This is a genomic window from Rhizobium sp. Root1204 (assembly GCF_001424965.1).
Lineage (GTDB): Bacteria > Pseudomonadota > Alphaproteobacteria > Rhizobiales > Rhizobiaceae > Pararhizobium.
This window is the reverse complement of sequence record NZ_LMCZ01000012.1, coordinates 270,996-287,878: the sequence shown is the minus strand read 5'-3', so window position 1 is coordinate 287,878 and position 16,883 is coordinate 270,996. Positions and strand designations below refer to the sequence as shown.

The 16,883-nt window shown below is 61.2% G+C and carries 17 protein-coding genes; 10 read left to right on the top strand and 7 right to left on the bottom strand.

Features of this window, described 5'->3' with window-relative positions:
* Positions 1-324 precede the first annotated feature (324 nt).
* Together ASC96_RS14520 and ASC96_RS14515 are read left to right on the top strand one after the other, a co-directional pair.
* Positions 325-2,517, top strand: coding sequence for an EAL domain-containing protein (locus ASC96_RS14520; RefSeq protein WP_082512074.1), 2,193 nt, complete (start codon positions 325-327; stop codon positions 2,515-2,517).
* Positions 2,518-2,718: 201 nt separating this feature from the next.
* Positions 2,719-3,507, top strand: a complete 789-nt coding sequence (locus ASC96_RS14515; RefSeq protein WP_060503753.1) for a L,D-transpeptidase family protein — start codon at positions 2,719-2,721, stop codon at positions 3,505-3,507.
* 43 nt (positions 3,508-3,550) lie between these two features.
* Here ASC96_RS14515 and ASC96_RS14510 read toward each other — a convergent pair whose 3' ends face one another.
* Positions 3,551-4,015: a MarR family transcriptional regulator gene (locus tag ASC96_RS14510; protein WP_060503752.1), complete on the bottom strand. Its 465-nt coding sequence runs from the start codon at positions 4,013-4,015 to the stop codon at positions 3,551-3,553.
* Positions 4,016-4,150: 135 nt separating this feature from the next.
* Between ASC96_RS14510 and ASC96_RS14505 the strand changes: the two genes are divergently transcribed.
* Complete coding sequence (locus ASC96_RS14505; protein ID WP_060503751.1) at positions 4,151-4,573, top strand: organic hydroperoxide resistance protein; 423 nt, start codon at positions 4,151-4,153, stop codon at positions 4,571-4,573.
* A gap of 77 nt (positions 4,574-4,650) precedes the next feature.
* Here the strand turns inward: ASC96_RS14505 and ASC96_RS14500 are convergent, their stop codons facing one another.
* Positions 4,651-6,210, bottom strand: a complete 1,560-nt coding sequence (locus ASC96_RS14500; RefSeq protein WP_060503750.1) for a helicase HerA-like C-terminal domain-containing protein — start codon at positions 6,208-6,210, stop codon at positions 4,651-4,653.
* 283 nt (positions 6,211-6,493) lie between these two features.
* Here ASC96_RS14500 and ASC96_RS14495 point away from each other — a divergent pair, with 283 nt between their 5' ends.
* Both ASC96_RS14495 and ASC96_RS14490 read left to right on the top strand, forming a co-directional pair.
* Positions 6,494-6,892 carry a DUF2780 domain-containing protein gene (locus ASC96_RS14495; protein WP_060503749.1) on the top strand — a complete coding sequence of 133 codons (399 nt, stop codon included), beginning with the start codon at positions 6,494-6,496 and terminating at the stop codon, positions 6,890-6,892.
* A 14-nt stretch (positions 6,893-6,906) separates the two neighbouring features.
* Positions 6,907-7,278, top strand: a complete 372-nt coding sequence (locus ASC96_RS14490; RefSeq protein ID WP_060503748.1) for a DUF4440 domain-containing protein — start codon at positions 6,907-6,909, stop codon at positions 7,276-7,278.
* 10 nt (positions 7,279-7,288) lie between these two features.
* Here the strand turns inward: ASC96_RS14490 and ASC96_RS14485 are convergent, their stop codons facing one another.
* From ASC96_RS14485 to ASC96_RS14475, 3 genes are all read right to left on the bottom strand, one after another.
* The gene (locus tag ASC96_RS14485) at positions 7,289-8,455 is read right to left on the bottom strand and encodes an MFS transporter (protein WP_060503747.1); all 1,167 of its coding nucleotides are present in this window, start codon (positions 8,453-8,455) and stop codon (positions 7,289-7,291) included.
* A 149-nt stretch (positions 8,456-8,604) separates the two neighbouring features.
* Positions 8,605-9,438, bottom strand: a complete 834-nt coding sequence (locus ASC96_RS14480; RefSeq protein ID WP_060503746.1) for an aldo/keto reductase — start codon at positions 9,436-9,438, stop codon at positions 8,605-8,607.
* Positions 9,439-9,536: 98 nt separating this feature from the next.
* The gene (locus tag ASC96_RS14475) at positions 9,537-10,718 is read right to left on the bottom strand and encodes an MFS transporter (protein WP_060503745.1); all 1,182 of its coding nucleotides are present in this window, start codon (positions 10,716-10,718) and stop codon (positions 9,537-9,539) included.
* Between the two features lie 164 nt (positions 10,719-10,882).
* Between ASC96_RS14475 and ASC96_RS14470 the strand changes: the two genes are divergently transcribed.
* From ASC96_RS14470 to ASC96_RS14450, 5 genes are all read left to right on the top strand, one after another.
* Entirely contained in the window at positions 10,883-11,779 is an 897-nt protein-coding gene (locus tag ASC96_RS14470; protein ID WP_060503744.1) for a LysR family transcriptional regulator, read from the top strand.
* 36 nt (positions 11,780-11,815) lie between these two features.
* Positions 11,816-12,415, top strand: a complete 600-nt coding sequence (locus ASC96_RS14465) for a dihydrofolate reductase family protein (protein WP_060503743.1) — start codon at positions 11,816-11,818, stop codon at positions 12,413-12,415.
* Between the two features lie 198 nt (positions 12,416-12,613).
* Positions 12,614-13,330, top strand: a complete 717-nt coding sequence (locus ASC96_RS14460) for a gamma-glutamylcyclotransferase (protein WP_244482036.1) — start codon at positions 12,614-12,616, stop codon at positions 13,328-13,330.
* A gap of 18 nt (positions 13,331-13,348) precedes the next feature.
* Complete coding sequence (locus ASC96_RS14455) at positions 13,349-13,948, top strand: YdeI/OmpD-associated family protein (RefSeq protein ID WP_060503741.1); 600 nt, start codon at positions 13,349-13,351, stop codon at positions 13,946-13,948.
* Positions 13,949-14,073: 125 nt separating this feature from the next.
* Complete coding sequence (locus ASC96_RS14450) at positions 14,074-14,283, top strand: molybdopterin-binding protein (protein WP_060503740.1); 210 nt, start codon at positions 14,074-14,076, stop codon at positions 14,281-14,283.
* Positions 14,284-14,289: 6 nt separating this feature from the next.
* On the opposite strand, the gene tsaA is transcribed toward ASC96_RS14450, so the two are convergent.
* Entirely contained in the window at positions 14,290-14,814 is a 525-nt protein-coding gene (gene tsaA, locus ASC96_RS14445) for a tRNA (N6-threonylcarbamoyladenosine(37)-N6)-methyltransferase TrmO (RefSeq protein ID WP_060503739.1), read from the bottom strand.
* Positions 14,815-14,884: 70 nt separating this feature from the next.
* Positions 14,885-16,846 (bottom strand): elongation factor G, encoded by a 1,962-nt coding sequence (locus tag ASC96_RS14440; RefSeq protein WP_060503738.1) that lies wholly within the window; start codon positions 16,844-16,846, stop codon positions 14,885-14,887.
* Positions 16,847-16,883 lie beyond the last annotated feature (37 nt).

The following is a 16,883-nucleotide window of genomic DNA, read 5'->3' as shown; positions in this document are numbered from 1 at the left end:
GCATAGAGCATGCCAGCGCGGAGTGTGTCGAAATGGCACGGCTGCTGCCGTATTCTCACTCTTTCTGGTTGAGCGCCGGAGGAGTTTGGGGCGTGATGCGTTTATTTTAGAAAGTTGTGTTTAGGGAAGAATAACTTATGGCTGGTAGAAATCGGGTTGGGGAACAGGGAAGAGACGGCTGGAACGGTGCATCCGTCCTTGGAGGCTTGCGTGACGAAGGGTTTGGACCGCTATCGAAGGGACGGCGGAGCACGAATTGCCAGTAATGATGACACCCAGCGATTGATCGCGGCAAGCCAGCGGCTTGCGGCAGAGGTCTCGCGCATGTTCGGCCCCGAACCTGACATCGCCGATCGCCATTACTGGCTCGAAACGATGATGAATCACATCCCTGACTACATCTATGCCAAGGATCTCGACGGCCGCTTTCTTGTAGCCAATCGGGCAACCGTTACCGAAAACGGGTTTCGCGAAGCCCATGAGATCGTCGGCAAGACCGACTACGATATCCATACTTTGGACAATGCCCGCCATTTTGAGCAGGCCGAGCGGCGGGTGATCGAAACCGGCGAACCGATGTTCGGCATCGAGGAGCTGAATGCGGTCAGCAAGGATGAGCGCTGGCTGATGACATCGAAGGTACCGCTGCGCGACAAGCAGGGGAAAACCATCGGCATTGTCGGTATTTCGCGCGATATCACCGATCGCAAGCGGGCAGAACGTCTTCTCCTCGGCCAGGCGCGTCTTCTGGAGCTGATTGCCACCAGCACGCCGCTCTCCGAGTTCTTCAACGAACTGATCCTGATGATCGAAGCGCATTTGCCCGGCATTATCGGCTCGATCCTGCTTTTGTCTCCAGACCAGCGGCATCTTTTGACCGGCGCAGCGCCGGGGCTTGACAATGCCTACTGCGCCGCGATCCATGGCATCGCCATTGGTCCGAAAGTCGGCTCCTGCGGCACGGCAGCTTTTCGTGGCGAGGCGGTGTTCGTCTCCGACATCCAGTCGGATCCGCTCTGGGAAGATTATGCAGACATGGTCCGGCCATTCGCATATCGGTCCTGCTGGTCGATGCCGATCCTCTCCTACCAGGGGAAGGTGCTCGGCACGTTCGCCCTCTATTCGCATCAACCCGGAACGCCTTCGGCAGAGCAGACTGACCTCATTTCGATGGCGGCGCATCTTGCCGGCATTGCCATTGAACGGCAGCAATCGGAAGAGCGCATCCAGTTCATGGCGCATCACGACGCCCTGACCGGCTTGCCGAACCGGGCGATGTTCGATGAGCGCGTCGCCAGAGCCCTGGAGCAGGCCCGCATGACGGGCCAGTGGGTGGCGCTGGCCTTTCTCGACCTGGATAATTTCAAGCTGATCAATGATACGCTCGGCCACCACGCCGGGGATGAACTTTTGCAGGTGGTCGCGCGGCGGATGCTGTCCTGCGTGCGCAAGTCGGACATGATCGTGCGGGTGGGTGGCGACGAGTTCATCATTCTACTCAATGGTCTCCCACCGGAAAACGCGGTGGTCCTATCCCGTCTGGAGGCGATCCGCGCAGCGATCGGTGCGCCGGTCGTGCTCGCCGGGCGCAGCCTGCAGGTCAGTTGTTCGATGGGCGTCGTCTGTTATCCCGAACATGGTGCGATCGCGGCCGAATTGCTCGCCAATGCCGATTCCGCCATGTACCGGGCCAAGGAGGTCGGCCGTAACAATTTGCAGGTGTTCGACGCCCAGATGGCGGCCAAGGCGCATGAGAGCCTGCGGCGTCACGAAGAGCTGCGCGACGCGGTCGTCCGCGCCGAATTCGTGCTGCACTATCAGCCGCAGATGAACCTGAAGACCGGCAGCGTTTTTGCCGCGGAATCGCTGCTGCGCTGGCAGCACCCCGAGCGCGGCCTGATTTCGCCGGGCGACTTCATTCCGCTGGCCGAGGAAACCGGCCTGATCGTGCCGATCGGCGAATGGGTGCTGAACGAAGCCTGCCGGCAGAACAAGGCCTGGCAGGATGCCGGCCTTCCGCCAATTGTCGTCAGCGTCAATGTGTCCGCGCGTCAGTTCAAGGAGCGCAACTGGGTGTCGAAGGTCGCCGAAGCGCTGGAGGAGAGCGGACTGGAGGCTTGTTATCTTGAGCTGGAATTGACCGAGAGCCTGATCATGCAGGATGTCGCCTCTGCGGTTGCCACCATGCACGAGCTGGAAGCGCTTGGCGTCCATCTGGCCATCGATGATTTCGGCACCGGATATTCCAGCCTCAGTGCGCTGAAGCGCTTTCCCGTCCGCCGCCTGAAGATAGACCGCTCCTTCGTCCAGGATATTCCGGGTGACGCCGACGACCGGGCGATTACCGGCGCGATTATCTCGCTGGCGCAGAAGCTGCAGATGCAGGTCATTGCCGAAGGTGTGGAAACGCAGGACCAGGTGGATTTCCTGGCGGCCAGCGGCTGCGACGATATTCAGGGCTATTTCTTCAGCCGCCCGGTCGCTCCGGCGGCCTTTGTTTCCCTGTTGGCGAAGTAGACCCGGCGGGGGTTCCTGTGGCGTTTTTGCATCGCAGGCGTTTCCTCTCGCAGTCGTGATGGCATCGAGCGGCCGCAAGCCCCGATCCAGCCGCAATTGCCATACTTGTGGCAAGAGATCGGTATTTGCTGCCGGGATAGAATGCCTGCGTGGCCACCGGCCGCGTCTTCGCCATATGCGTCAACGGAATTACAGAGTTCAATGACCCTTTCAAAAGCTCTCTCCCGCCGGCAGTTCCTCAATATGTCCGGGCTTGCGGTCGCGTCCGCTGGCCTTGCGGGCTGTGCATCTTCGATGAACACCGACCGTTTCCGCGCCGAAACAGCGCCCTATTTTCGCGACCCGTCCCAGGAGGGCCGTTTTGCCGATCCGCGCTACGGCGCCGAGCTGGAAGGTCCGGTTGGCAATGGCATGACCCCGACGGGCCTGCCTCTGCAATCGGCCTATTATGCCGAAATGTACGGCCCCAAATTCGATGGTGGCTTCAATATCCCGGCGGTGCCTTACGAACAGATCGATGCCCGCTTCTACCGTCAGCAGGTCGACAACACGTTCGGCGAGAAGCCCGGCACAATCATCGTCGATACCGGCGAGCGTTTTCTTTACCTCATCCTCTCCAACGGCTCGGCGATGCGCTACGGCGTCGGTATCGGTCGCGAGGGCTTTGCCTGGTCGGGCAGGGGCGTCCTCCAGTGGAAGCAGAAATGGCCGCGCTGGAAGCCGCCGAACGAGATGGTGGCGCGTCAGCCGCATCTGGAAAAATACTCGATTGCCAACGGTGGCATGGCGCCGGGGCTCGACAACCCGCTCGGCGCGCGGGCGATGTATATCTTCCAGAACGGCGAAGACACGCTTTACCGCCTGCACGGGTCGCCGGAATGGCAGTCGATCGGCAAGGCCGTATCGTCCGGCTGCGTCCGTCTGATCAACCAGGATGTCATCGATCTCTATGATCGCGTGCGCGACAAGGCACCGATCCTGGTGATCTGAAAATCCTGCACGGTGGCGGATTGCCGTCTCAGGATTGCTGGTTTTAACCAAGATGATTGCTGAGGCCATGCAGCGCTGACCGCAGGGCTGCGGCTTCCGCCATGCTGCATCCCGTCGCCTTGCCGATTTCCGTCAGGATGCCGAAAGCATCGGTCTTCAGCGCCTGGCCCTTTGGGGTCAGCGTCACGATCACCTGACGCTCGTCGCCTTTATCGCGAATACGGCTGACGAATCCGGCGGTTTCCAGCCGCTTCAGCAACGGCGAGAGCGTGCCTGAATCCAGCCCCAGTTCCTCGCCTATCCCCTTTACCGTCATCCGATCCTGCTGCCAGAGCGCCAGAAGCACCAGATATTGCGGGTAGGTCAGGCCGAACTTTTCAAGCAGAGGCTTGTAGGTCCGGTTGAAGGCATGGGCCACCGAGTAGACGGCAAAACAGAGCTGCTGGCCAAGCGCCAGAGCATCGCCCTCTTTCAGATCGTCCTTACGCATGTCTTGATCATTGGTCATAATGCCATTTTCGCAGTTCGTGCACCATTTTGCAATTTGCAAAATTATATTGCGTACAATTAAATTATGCGCTATTTAAAAATCAGGCAACACTTTGCCCCGCCATCAACCCGCTGAGACAGTAAGGAGACAGACATGCCTATTCTCTACACAACCAAAGCTTCCGCAACCGGTGGCCGCGCCGGCCATGCCGTCAGTGAAGACGGTGTTCTCGATGTGACGCTCACCGTTCCGAAGGAACTCGGCGGCGATGGCGCGACCGGCACCAATCCTGAACAGCTGTTTGCAGCCGGCTATTCCGCCTGCTTCCTCGGCGCGCTGAAATTTGTCGCCGGCAAGGAAAAGGTCAAGATTCCGGAAGACGCAACGGTCACCGCAACGGTCGGCATCGGTCCGCGCGAAGACGGCACCGGCTTCTACATCAGCCCGTCGATCTCCGTCAGCCTGCCGGGCGTCGATCGCGAAGTCGGCGAAAAGCTCGTCGCTGCAGCCCATATCGTTTGCCCCTACAGCCATGCGCTCCGCACCTCGACCGAAATCTCGGCCAAGCTCGCCTAACGCGAGGCAGGATCGGACAAATAAAAAACGGCGGCCACATCGGGGCCGCCGTTTTGCGTTCCAAGCCGATGCGGCGTTTATCGCCTCAAGCTTCCCAAAATGCCGCGCACCAAAGCCCTTCCGAGTGAGGAGGCGACGGTGCGGGCAACCGATTTCATTGCCGCTTCCGCGACGGTTTCGCGCTGATAACCGGCGCGGGGCTTCGGCTTGGGTTGTGACGGCGCCTGCGCATCGTCATCGCCGAAGCCGGGCAGGGTCCAGCGGCTGCCGCCGGGGGCGGCTGGCGGCGGAGCTTCCGAAGTCTCCCGAGTATCCTCCGCCTGCTGTGTTGCCTTGGCGGCGCGCTGGGCCAAAAGCTCATAGGCCGATTCCCGGTCGACATCCTTGTCATACTGGCCCGCGACGGGACTGATGCTCATGATGTTGGCGCGTTCGGCCTCGGTCAGCGGGCCGGCTCGGCTCGACGGCGGGCGGATCAGCGTGCGCTCGACCATTGATGGCGAGCCTTTGCCTTCGAGCGTCGAGACCAAAGCCTCGCCGGTGCCAAGGTTGGTGATGACCGTGGCGCAGTCGAAATCCGGGTTGGGACGGAAGGTGTCAGCCGCCGTCTTCACGGCCTTCTGTTCGCGCGGAGTATAGGCGCGCAGCGCATGCTGGATGCGGTTACCGAGCTGCGCCAGCACGGTTTCCGGCACGTCGAGCGGGTTCTGGGTGACGAAATAGATGCCGACGCCCTTGGAACGGATCAGGCGCACGACCTGCTCGATGCGCTCCAGCAGAACCTTCGGTGCATCGTTGAACAGCAGATGCGCTTCGTCGAAGAAGAAAACCAGTCTCGGCTTGTCGGGATCGCCGATCTCGGGCAGTTCCTCGAACAGTTCCGACATCAGCCAGAGCAGGAATGTGCCGTAGAGGCGCGGGTTCATCATCAGCTTGTCGGCAGCCAGAACCGAGATGGCGCCGCGGCCGTCGCGGGTGGTGCGCATGATATCGGACACCTTGAGCGCCGGTTCGCCGAAAAAATTCTTGGCGCCCTGCTGCTCGAGGATCAGCAGTTCGCGCTGGATGGAGCCGACCGAGGCCTTGGAGATCAGCCCGTATTTGCCCGAAAGTGCCGAGGCATTTTCGGCCATGTAGTTGAGCATCGCCTGGAAATCCTTGAGATCCAAGAGCGGCAGCCCGCCTTCGTCGGCGATCTTGAAGGCGATGTTGATAACGCCCTCCTGGGCATCGGTGGCGTTCATCAGCCGGGAGAGCAGCAAAGGCCCCATCTCCGACATGGTGGTGCGCACGCGGTGGCCTTTTTCACCATAGAGATCCCAGAAGATCACCGGGAATTCCTGGAAGGCAAAATCGGTGAAGCCGATCTGTTCGGCCCGCTTGGTCACCCAGTCCTTCGGTTCGCCGATGGCGCCGATGCCGGACAGGTCGCCTTTCACGTCAGCACAGAAAACAGGCACGCCGGCATTGGAAAAGCTCTCCGCCAGAATCTGCAGCGTCACGGTCTTGCCGGTGCCGGTGGCCCCGGTCACGAGGCCGTGACGGTTGCCGAATTTGAAATCCAGATATTCGCCCTTGTTGATCGTGTCGTCCGGTTTCCGGCTGGTGCCGATATAGAGCTTCCCGTCCTCAAGCATGTGGGCCTTGTCTCCGTTTCGCCAATGAAAGCCGGCAGCACGCCAGCCTTCATCACATTGTTTTCTCAACACTGTTATAGGAGGAGTACCGGTCAGCGGCAACAGAAGGATTGCCATGCAAAAGACGGGATTTGCGCGCTGGATGGCCGCATTGTATTTGCCACCGAGGCATGAAACGATATTGCCGTTCTCGCGCTGTGGATACCCGTACCGAAGGGCGCTTGAGTTTCAATTCCAGATAATTTACCTTGACGTTAACGTCAAATATTTGAGGAGAATCACCATGAACGAACTGATCACCCGCGTTGCGGAAAATGTCGGCATCGACCCGGCAACAGCTGAAAAGGCCATCGGCATGATGCTCGGCTTTCTGCAGCGCGAAGCGGCAGACGGCCCGGTTGCCAAGATGATCGAAGCCATTCCGGGCGCCGATGCACTGATTGCGCAGTATAACGGCGAAGGCACGGGTGGCGGTGGTGGTCTGCTCGGTGGCTTGCTCAGCGCAGTCGGCGCCGGCGGCGGCGTCATGGCGCTCGGCCAGCAGCTGATGAGCCAAGGCCTCGGCATGGGCGAAATCACCGCGCTTGCCAAGGAAACCATCGGTTATGCCAAGGAACAAGCCGGCGCCGACGTGGTCGACGAAGTCGTTGCCTCGGTTCCTGGCCTCAGCCAGTTCGTCTGATCGCCTGAAGTCATATGGACGATATGTCCGAAAACGATCTCGCCGCGCATCTGAGGCAACTGGAGCAACGTCTCCACGACCCGCAGGTGCGCGGTTCTGTTTTTTTGACCAGTGAATTGCTCGATGCGGATTTCACCGAAATCGGCAGCTCCGGTCAGGCCTATGGCCGCGCCGATACGATTGCCGCGCTGGCCGCCGAAGCAAAGCCTGCCGGGCCATCCGTACGATCGGAAAACTACCAGCTGAAACGCCTCTCTGAGACTGTCGCGCTGCTCACCTGTGAAACGGCAGGTGAGGGCCGGCATGTGCTGCGATCATCGATCTGGCGCCGAACGAATGGTCATTGGCGCATGGTCTTCCATCAGGGGACACTGAAGAAGGTGTAGCCGATGTTGCTCATGCCGCTTTCTGCCGTATCGTGAAAACCATGAACAGCGTGAAAACCACCAGGATCAAGCCAACGCTGACCGGGGCTGCGTGAGCACCGAACAGATCCATGATCGATCCCGTTGCGCCCGATCCCATGCCGCTGCCGACCGCATAGGCAAGCGCAAACGCAGCACTTCCGGCCACCAGCATGCTACCGCGATACTGTTCGCCGAGCATCGTCAGCGCGCAGGTATAAAGCGAGAAGCTCGCAGCACCGATCAAGGCAAAATCGGCCAGAATGGCAATCGGCGATGTCAGGAAGGGGATGATCAGGAAGGCGAAGGCGCCGATCCCGCCCATGGCGATCGCCACGCGCTGGCGCGGCAGCCGGTCAAGCAGCACGCCGATGAACGGCTGGGCCAAGGCGGTCGGCAAGGCCAGCACCGTGACGCTGAGTGCGGCAAAAGCCTGCGAATGGCCGGTCTTGACGAAATAGACCGGCATCACCGAGATCGCGGCGATGTCTGAAAATCCAAAGGCAAGCACCATGGCGATTAGCACTGGCGCCCTGCGGAAGAAGACGAAGACGTCACGGGTGGATGAGGCCTCCGGCGTCGTGCGGGTAGAGAGCGTCAACAGGGCGGTGGCAAAAGCGACGAGCGCCACATAGACCGCCGTCAACGCGAAGCCGAAACCACCTTCCGTTCCCATCAGTGGAATGACGAGCGGACCGGCGGCGAACCCGCCGCAGATACCCGCGCCGTAAAGGCCCGAAACCCGGCCACGCAGCCGGTCGGGGCAGGCCGAGTTCATCCACGCCTCGCTCAGCATGAAGATCAGGCTGGCAAAGAAACCGAGGAGAAAGCGGGCGAGAAACCAGACAGGCAGCGCGGTAGTCGCGGCAAAGGTCGCAAGGCACATCGAGCATCCCGCAAGGCTGATGATGATCAGCTTGTCGGTCCGGAGCCGTGCCGTCAACTGGCCGATCATCAGCGTCGATGTGGCAAGGCCGAGTGCAAAACCGACGGCATTGAAGCCGATCATCGCCGGGGTCACGCCGCGGCTTTCGAGCGTCAGCGAAATCAGTGGGTAGGTAATGCCCTGCGCCACCGAAAACGCCGATGCACCAAGAATGACGGCAACGATGGCCGCCCAATCGGGCATGAAATCGGCGGTGGCGTGTGATGACTGCATGAAACCCTCGCGGCCATCTCAGCTGTGGCCTGGCCTCTCTTATCGGAACATGAGCGGGGTTGAAATAGATGGCCTGCCCGAGGAGCCGATTGTCACTGCGCCAGCTTTTCAAGGCTGCCGGCGCAGTGCGTGGAGGCTGTCGTCCTGGATCAGTCCGCCCGGTCCCAGTCGGGTGCGAGGCCACCGGGGCTGACGATGCGGCCGTTCGGGCGGGCGAGTTTGTGGATCGCGGCCATCTCGTCGCTGGAAAGGTCGAAGTCGAAAATAGCGAAATTTTCCTTCAGGCGGCTTTCCGTTGCCGTTTTCGAAAGCGTGATTACATCCTTCTGCTGGGTAAGCCAGCGCAGCACCACCTGGGCCGCCGTCTTGCCGTGCCTTGCGCCGATGTCTTTCAAAAGCGGTTCGTTCGGCACCTTGCCATCGGCCATCGCATAATAGGCGGTGATCGACATGCCGGTGGAGCGGGCAGCCTCCAGAACTTTGGTCTGGTCGAGGTAGGGATGATATTCGATCTGGTTGGTGGCGAGCGGCGCTTCACTCAATTCCACCGATTTTGCCATCAGCGTGGTATTGAAATTGCTGACGCCGATATTCTTCACCTTGCCGGCCTTCTTCACGGCATTCAGCGCGCCGATCTGTTCGGCCAGCGGCACTCCGCTGCTGGGCCAATGCAGGAGCAGGAGATCAACATAATCGGTGCGCAGCTTCTTCAGGCTTTCATCGACCGAGGCGAGAAAATCGGCGTGCTTGTAATGATCGACCCAGACCTTGGTGGTGAGGAAGATATCGCTGCGGGAAACGCCGGATGCCTCGATTGCTTCGCCGACTTCGGCTTCGTTGCGATAGATCTGCGCCGTATCGATATGGCGGAAGCCGAGCTTGATCGCCTGCGGCACGATGCGCAGCACATCGGGGCCGGGCATGCGGAAGGTGCCGAAGCCGAGAGCGGGAATATTGGCACCGTTGGCGCTGACTATCTGCATGGGGAATGTCCTTTCAGGGAGGAGACCCGGCGAACGGCCGGGTCTGGAATGATGTCTTAATAGATGTGGCGTGCGCCGTGTTGGTCAAGCTGCCTGCGTCAAGCAGCCTGGGCAATCGGCTCCGGCTTGCGGTCGAGCATGCCGCTGATGATGGTCAGCACCAGGGCGCCGGCGACCAGGATCGCGCCGACCCATGGCGTTGCCTGAAGCCCGAGCGGTGAGGCGACCACCAGTCCGCCGATCCAGGCACCGGCCGCGATGCCGAGGTTGAAGGCGGCGATGTTCAGCGCCGAGGCGACATCGACGGCGCCGGGACGGTGCTGCTTGGCCAGTTGCACGACATAGAGCTGCAGGCCGGGTACATTGGCGAACGACAGGAAGCCGAGCGCGGCCAGCGTGATCAGGGCAGGCACGGTCGAGATGGAGGTGAAGGTGAAGATCACCAGCACCGCCGTCTGGGCGGCAAACAGCCAGACCAGCGCCTTCACCGGATTGCGGTCGGCGACACGGCCGCCGATGATGTTGCCGGCGGCAATTGCCAGGCCATAGAGCACCAGCACAAGGCTGACGGAGGAGGCGGCAAAACCAGTGACGTCCTGCAGCATCGGCGCCAGGAAGGTGAAGGTGACGAACGTACCGCCATAACCGAGCGCCGTCATGCCGAACACCAGCAGCAGGCGGCCCGATCCGAGTACGCGGACCTGATCGAGGAGGCTGGCGGGCGCCGCCTTCGACAGGGTGGAGGGCAGAAGTACGGCGATGGCCGCAAACGCAATGACACCGAGACCGGCCACGGCCCAGAAGGTGGCGCGCCAGCCGAATGTCTGGCCGATGAGGGTGCCGAGCGGTACGCCGGTGACGATGGCGACGGTGAGCCCCATGAACATCAGCGCAATGGCCGAGGCGCGGCGGTTTTCCGGTACGAGATCGGCGGCAATAGTGGCGCCGACGGAGAAGAACACGCCATGCGCAAAGGCCGAGAGAACGCGGGCGACGAGCAGTGTTTCGTAAGACGGGCTGAGCGCCGCCATGGCATTGCCGGCAACGAACAGCGCCATCAGGCCGAGCAGCAGCGGCTTGCGTTCGATGCGGCCGGTCAACGCAGTGAGGATCGGGGCGCCAAACGTGACGCCGAGCGCGTAGATCGAGACGATCAGGCCAGCCAGCGGCAGAGTGATGCCGAGGTCGGTGGCAACCGTCGGCAACAGGCCGACAATGACGAATTCCGTGGTTCCGATCGCATAGGCCGCGATCGTCAGCGCAAACAGGGCAAGAGGCATGGGAACACCTTTATTGCCGGTGGGAGACCGGACGTGTTGGTGGCGGCGCACCGGATATCCGGGCCGTCATGGGTTTCGTTGGGCGGAATATGGGCCAAAGCCACTTGCGCGATAATCCAGGGGAATAGATAAATGCCTGTGAATTTAATTCACAGGATACGGCCATGGACAACCGGGCAGGCGAAATGGAAGTGTTCGTTACGGCGGCGGAGCTGAAGAGTTTTTCGGCAGCCGGACGGCGGCTGAAGCTGTCCCCCTCGGCCGTCAGCAAGCTGGTGACCCGCATCGAGGACCGGCTTGGCACCCGCCTTCTGGTGCGGACCACCCGATCGCTGCTTTTGACACCGGAGGGCGAGATTTATCTCGCCCGGGCGCAGCGTATCCTCGCTGATATTGCCGAGACGGAACAGATCGTCGCGGGCGGCGGATTGGCAACGCCGCGCGGACTTTTGCGCGTCAACGCCACGGTCGGTTTTGGCGAGCGCTACATCATCCCCTTGGCCGGTGAGTTCCTGGCGCTCTATCCGGAAGTCCGTCTCGAATTGTCCTTCACGGATGGCGTCATCGACCTGATCGAGGAGCGCACCGATATTGCCATCCGGGTCGGGCCGATGCGCGACTCCAGCCTGAAAGCGCGAAAACTCCTCGACAGTCGCCGGATTACGGTGGCGACGCCGGATTATCTGGCCCGGCATGGCACGCCGCAACGGCCGGATGATCTCGTCACCCACAATTGCATCACCTTCACCTTTGGCCGCAATCCGGGCGAATGGCTGTTTCGCGATCCCGAAAGTAAAACGCTTTACACCCGGCCGGCGCCCGGCAATGTCCAGGCGTCGAGCGGTTCGATCGCCCGCAATCTGTGCCTGACCGGCCTTGGTATCGCCCGCATCGGCAAATTCGATGTCGACCCGGATATCGACGGCGGCAGGCTGGTCGAGGTGCTGACGGACTACAATCCGCATGAACCGGAGCAGGTCCATGCGGTTTTTGCAGGCCACGAGCATCTGGCCGCCCGTATCCGCGCCTTCATCGATTTTCTTGCCGCAAAGATGGATTAAGGGAACTGCCTTGCTGGCGAATGCGAGGACGAAGCAATGAGAGAATTGATCCTGAAAATGTCCATGTCGCTTGATGGATTTGTCGCCGGGCCTGCGGGCGAAGTCGAATGGATGTTCAGCGGCGACCCGGAGGCCGTTGCTTGGAGTGTGGCGGCTGTGTCGAAAGCCAGCCTGCACATCATGGGCAGCCGTACTTTTCACGATATGGCCGCCTATTGGCCGACCGCCACCGGCGTGTTTGCGTCGCCGATGAACCAGATCCCCAAAGCCGTGTTTTCGAAACGAAGGCTCGCAATTCTAGACGAAAGCAATGCCGGACACGCGCCATCCGGAGCGCTTCAGCCCGGCGCTGAAAGCTGGAGTGAGACCTATGTCGCCAGCGGCGATCTGGCCGGCGAAATCGCCGGTCTGAAGGCGGGAGATGGCCTGCCGATTATCGCCCATGGTGGCGCCAGCTTTGCGCGCAGCCTCATCGCCGAGGATCTGATCGATCAATACGTCTTGCTGGTGCATCCGGTCGTGCTGGGCAACGGCATGCCGATCTTCTCCGGAGTCTCTCCGTCAAGGCGCCTCAAGCTGATCAGTTCAACAGCCTTTCCGGGAGGCTCGGTGGCGCAGATTTACCGGCCGGCGTAACCACGTCCGGAAATGCGCGCGTCTCGCAAGCGGTCAAGCCGGCATACGAACTCTGGAGGCTCTAACGGCGACGGCGTCCCGGGAAAAGGCAGATATCGGGTGGCGGTCGAATCGCTTGACTGATGAGTTGGCTCTGGCAGTTTGGGCAAGCAGGCCCCACATGCTTCTTCCGACACTGCCTGCCGAGACGAGATATCGATGCCCCAACCGCGAAAAATGTCCCTGACACCGGATATGGTGGCGCTCTGCCATCGCGACATCACCGATCCCGGCCCGGATGGACGCTGGACCGCGATCAGCGACGCGCAATATCGCGATCTCGCCGTGGCGCTGGAGCGCGAAAGCCATGGCGAACCGCTCTGGGTGTTTGCCTATGGATCGCTGATCTGGAAGCCGGAATTCGAGGCGATCGACCGGCAGCGGGCAACGGCCTTCGGCTGGCACCGCTCCTTCTGCCTGCACATCAACCGCTGGCGCGGCTCGCATGATCAGCCCGGATTAATGATGGCGCTGGAGCGCGGCGGCCGCTGCGATGGCGTCATTTACCGGCTGCCGGATCATGACCGGGCGGTGCAGATCGAACGCATGCTGCGCCGCGAGGTCAGCGCCGTCGAAAACATCGATGCCGTCCGTTGGATATCGGTCAAATCCGAAAGCGGCCCATGCCGGGCCTTGGGGTTCTGGGTGGGGGCGACCGGCGAGCGCATCCGTTCCCGCCTGCCGCTGGATGAGGTCGCAGGTGTCCTCGCCCGGGCGTGCGGACATTTCGGATCAGGCGCCGAATATCTCTACAACACGGTCTCGCATCTGGAGGATTTCGGCATTCACGACCGCAACCTTTGGCGGCTGCAGCAGCTGGTTGCCGATGAGATCAGGTCGATCCATTCCCAGGTTACAGAACCGCAGAGCCTCTGACGGGGCAGGGAGAGGATGATGGCCAAGGATCAAACCCCACTGCCTGTCCTGGCCTTTGCAGATGCGGCTGAATGGGAAAACTGGCTCGCCAGCCAGCCGTTGCCGGCAAACGGTCTCTGGATAAAATTCGCCAGGAAGGCGGCGGGTGTGCCGACGGTGTCAAAGCCTGAGGCGATCGATGCAGCCCTGTGTCATGGCTGGATTGATGGTCAGCTGAAACCGTTCGACGATAATCACTGGCTGATCCGGTTCACGCCGCGGCGGCCCAAAAGCAAATGGTCGGCGATCAATTGCAGGCGGGCAGAGGCCCTTATTGCGACGGGTCGCATGCGCCCGGCCGGTCTTGCTGAAATCGAACGGGCAAAGGCAGACGGGCGCTGGGATCTTGCCTATCAGTCGCAAAGCACGATCACCGTGCCGTCAGACTTTCAGCAGGCGCTCGGCGAAAACGAAGCCGCCAAAACCCTGTTCGAGGTGCTCGACAGCGCCAACCGCTATGCGGTTCTCTATAGCGTTCACACCGCCAAGAAACCGGAGACCCGCGCCCGCATGATCGAAAAGCTGGTCGCCATGCTGGCCCGCGGCGAAACCATCCATCCGCGCCGCAGCACGTCCTGAATCCCAGCTTTCATGTCCGGCGCAGTGTCCGCGCCCGCTCGGTTGCATCCTGCTGTTGCCGCGATATATCGTGCGAAACAGCGTCCCTGTGCGATAGGGGCGCAGCGAGAAAAGGGAGAAATCACATGAAAATCAGCGCGCGCAACCGCCTGAAGGGCAAAGTCGTCGAGATCACCAAGGGCGCGACCACGGCCCATGTCCGCATCGATATCGGCAATGGCGCCATCGTTACGGCGTCGATCACCAATCAGGCGGTCGATGAACTTGAGCTGACGGTCGGGGGATCGGCCTATGCCGTCGTCAAGGCATCCGACGTGATGGTCGCGGTCGACTGACCAGCCCTACAGCTTTTCGCAATGGCGGGCCTCCGTGGCATCGCCCGTCTCGAAATCGCCCCGCTGTGGTGGGGCGATTGGCTTGAACAGCGTGCGGTCCGGCTTGAGATCGATCAGCGGCGTTCCATCGAGGCAGTCGAGGCCGCGGACAAGCAGGATATTACCCTCGACCGCTTCCAGTTTGACGATCGATGTGCCGATCGGATTGGGCCGCACGGAAGAGCGCAGCGAAAACGTGCCGTGCACCTTGCCGCTGTTGGCCGGGCTCTGCAACACCAGATCGCGGCGCGACCGGTCGAGCCAGTAGAGAATTTCCAGCCGCTCATAGGCCTCGACACCCTGAAGCGCCTGCACCCAAGGTTCAAAAATCTCGATCCGGCAAAGCGGGCCGTCATGGCGTCCCTGCCGCGGGCATTCCATCCGCGATGTCCAGGGCGTCGAAATCCGGCCGATGAACACAAGCGACGCATCCGCGTCCTGCGGTGCATCAACGGCAACCTCGTTCTCGCGTATTTCGTTTTCCCGAACCATCGATTGCCCGCCTGTGCCGCTGCCGATCCAGTTCTAGGAAAGCGCGGGGCCGATGTCCATCATCCCGGCGTCAATGCTCGGCGCGCTCGCTCCCATGTGCCCGCACGATCGCGTCCGCCTCCTTGCCATATAATTCCTCGAAGTGATCGAATGTCTTGGAGAAATAGCCGATCCCCTGCGTGGCCGACCGCAATGCGCGGGCCAGTTCGTCAAGCGCCCCGCCTGGAACAAGGGCACGAAAAATATCCCAGCCCTTGGCGGTCTCGTCCCGGTCGAAGCCGAGTACCTGTCCTTTCAATGACGAGACGATCTGCACCAGATTGCCCGAATAGACCGAGGGAATGTGGATTTCACTGCGGAATACCGGCTGCATCAGTACGGCTGCTCCTTCCGACAGCGCTTGCCGTACGCCCATTTTCGAGGCGGAGCGGAACGCATGTTCGGAACTGTCGACCGCGTGGTGCTGGCCATCGGTCAATGTCACGCCGACATCGATCACCGCAAAACCGAGCGGCCCTTTCTCCATCGCCTCGCGCGCTCCCGCTTCCACGGCCGGAATGTAGTTGCGCGGAACGACGCCACCCTTGACGGTCTCGCCGAAGGAAAATCCCTGGCCGCGGCCATTGGGATGGATGGTCATCTTCACATCGGCAAACTGCCCGGCGCCGCCTGTCTGCTTTCGGTGGCGATAGTGGACATCGGCCGGTTTCGAGATCGTCTCGCGGTAGACCGGCGTTGGTGCACGCTCGGTCGCCGTCACATGAAAGACATCGGACAGAGTGCGCAGGAGATCGCGCAGATGCACCGGCCCCTGAGCGCAAACCATCTGTGCGCCGGTCCCTTCTTCCTGCAGGATGATCAGGCCGCGATCGGTCTCGGCCAATTTGGCCAGTGTTTCTGAAAGCTTGTTCTCGTCGCGCTCACTGCCGGGAACAAGAATTCTCTCCATCATCGGCGTCGGAACCTTGGCCCATTCAGGTGCAGCAAGGGCGGCATCTGCGGTCAAAAGCGCCGGCACGGTCAGGTGATCGGATTTCACCGTCGCGAAGAGGTCACCGGCGACGGGGGCAAACGCCACATTGCCCTTGCCGTTGGCGGGATCCTGCACGGCACCCAGCCCTGAGCCAGCAAGAGGCGTTCCCTGTTTCAGCCCGTCATTCAGTGCGCGTGCCAAAATTGTTTTGCCGATATTCTGGCGGTGATAGGCGTGAAAGCTGACGGCCTTCAGCTTGCTCTTGTCGGCCTTGGCGGCCGCGGCAAGACGCTCACGCAGCGCATCCACCGGCGGCGCCTCGTGACGCAAAGCCTTCATCAGCCGCATCATGCCGTTGCCATGGCTGGCAGCCCCGATCAGCACCGGAATGATCTTGTTTTCGCGCAGTACACGGGTGGAGACCGCATAGAGCGCATCGCTGGGCGGCTCGCGGTCTTCGATCAGTTCTTCCAGTAGCCAGTCGTCGAATTCGGACAGATGTTCCAGCAGTTCGGTGCGCGCCTCATGTTCCCGCTGGGAAGCACTTTCGGGGATGGCGATCAGCGACGAGGTCTGGCCTTCGCGGTAACGCCAGGCCCGTTCGGAAATCAGGTCGCAGCTGCCGATGATCTTGTCGCCCTCGCGGATCGGGATCTGGCGCAGCAGCAGCGTGTGGCTGGCATAATCCTGAAGGGCGGCGATGATGTCGCGCAGCCTTCCCTTTGGCTCGTCCATCCGGTTGACGAAAAGGATGCAGGGCGTGCCCGACGCCTCGATCATCTTGAGATAGGGTGCCGCCAGCACGGCTTCTTCCGGCGCGGGCGAAACGCAGAGAATGCAGGCATCGCTGGCGAGCAGGGCGTGCTGCGCATGGGCGAGCGCCTCATTCAATCCTGGCGTGTCGAGCGCACACCAAGCTTCGTTGCCGAAGGTGAATTCCGTAAGGTTCAGTCCGTAGGGAGAGATGGATTTTCTCGGAGGCCTCTCCAGCGATCCAAGCTTTTCCACGATCGTCGATTTTCCGGTCTGCGACGGTCCAAGTACAGTAAAGCAGCGCATGGGCGGTCCTCCAACAGCCATAAGCTCAATTCTCTGT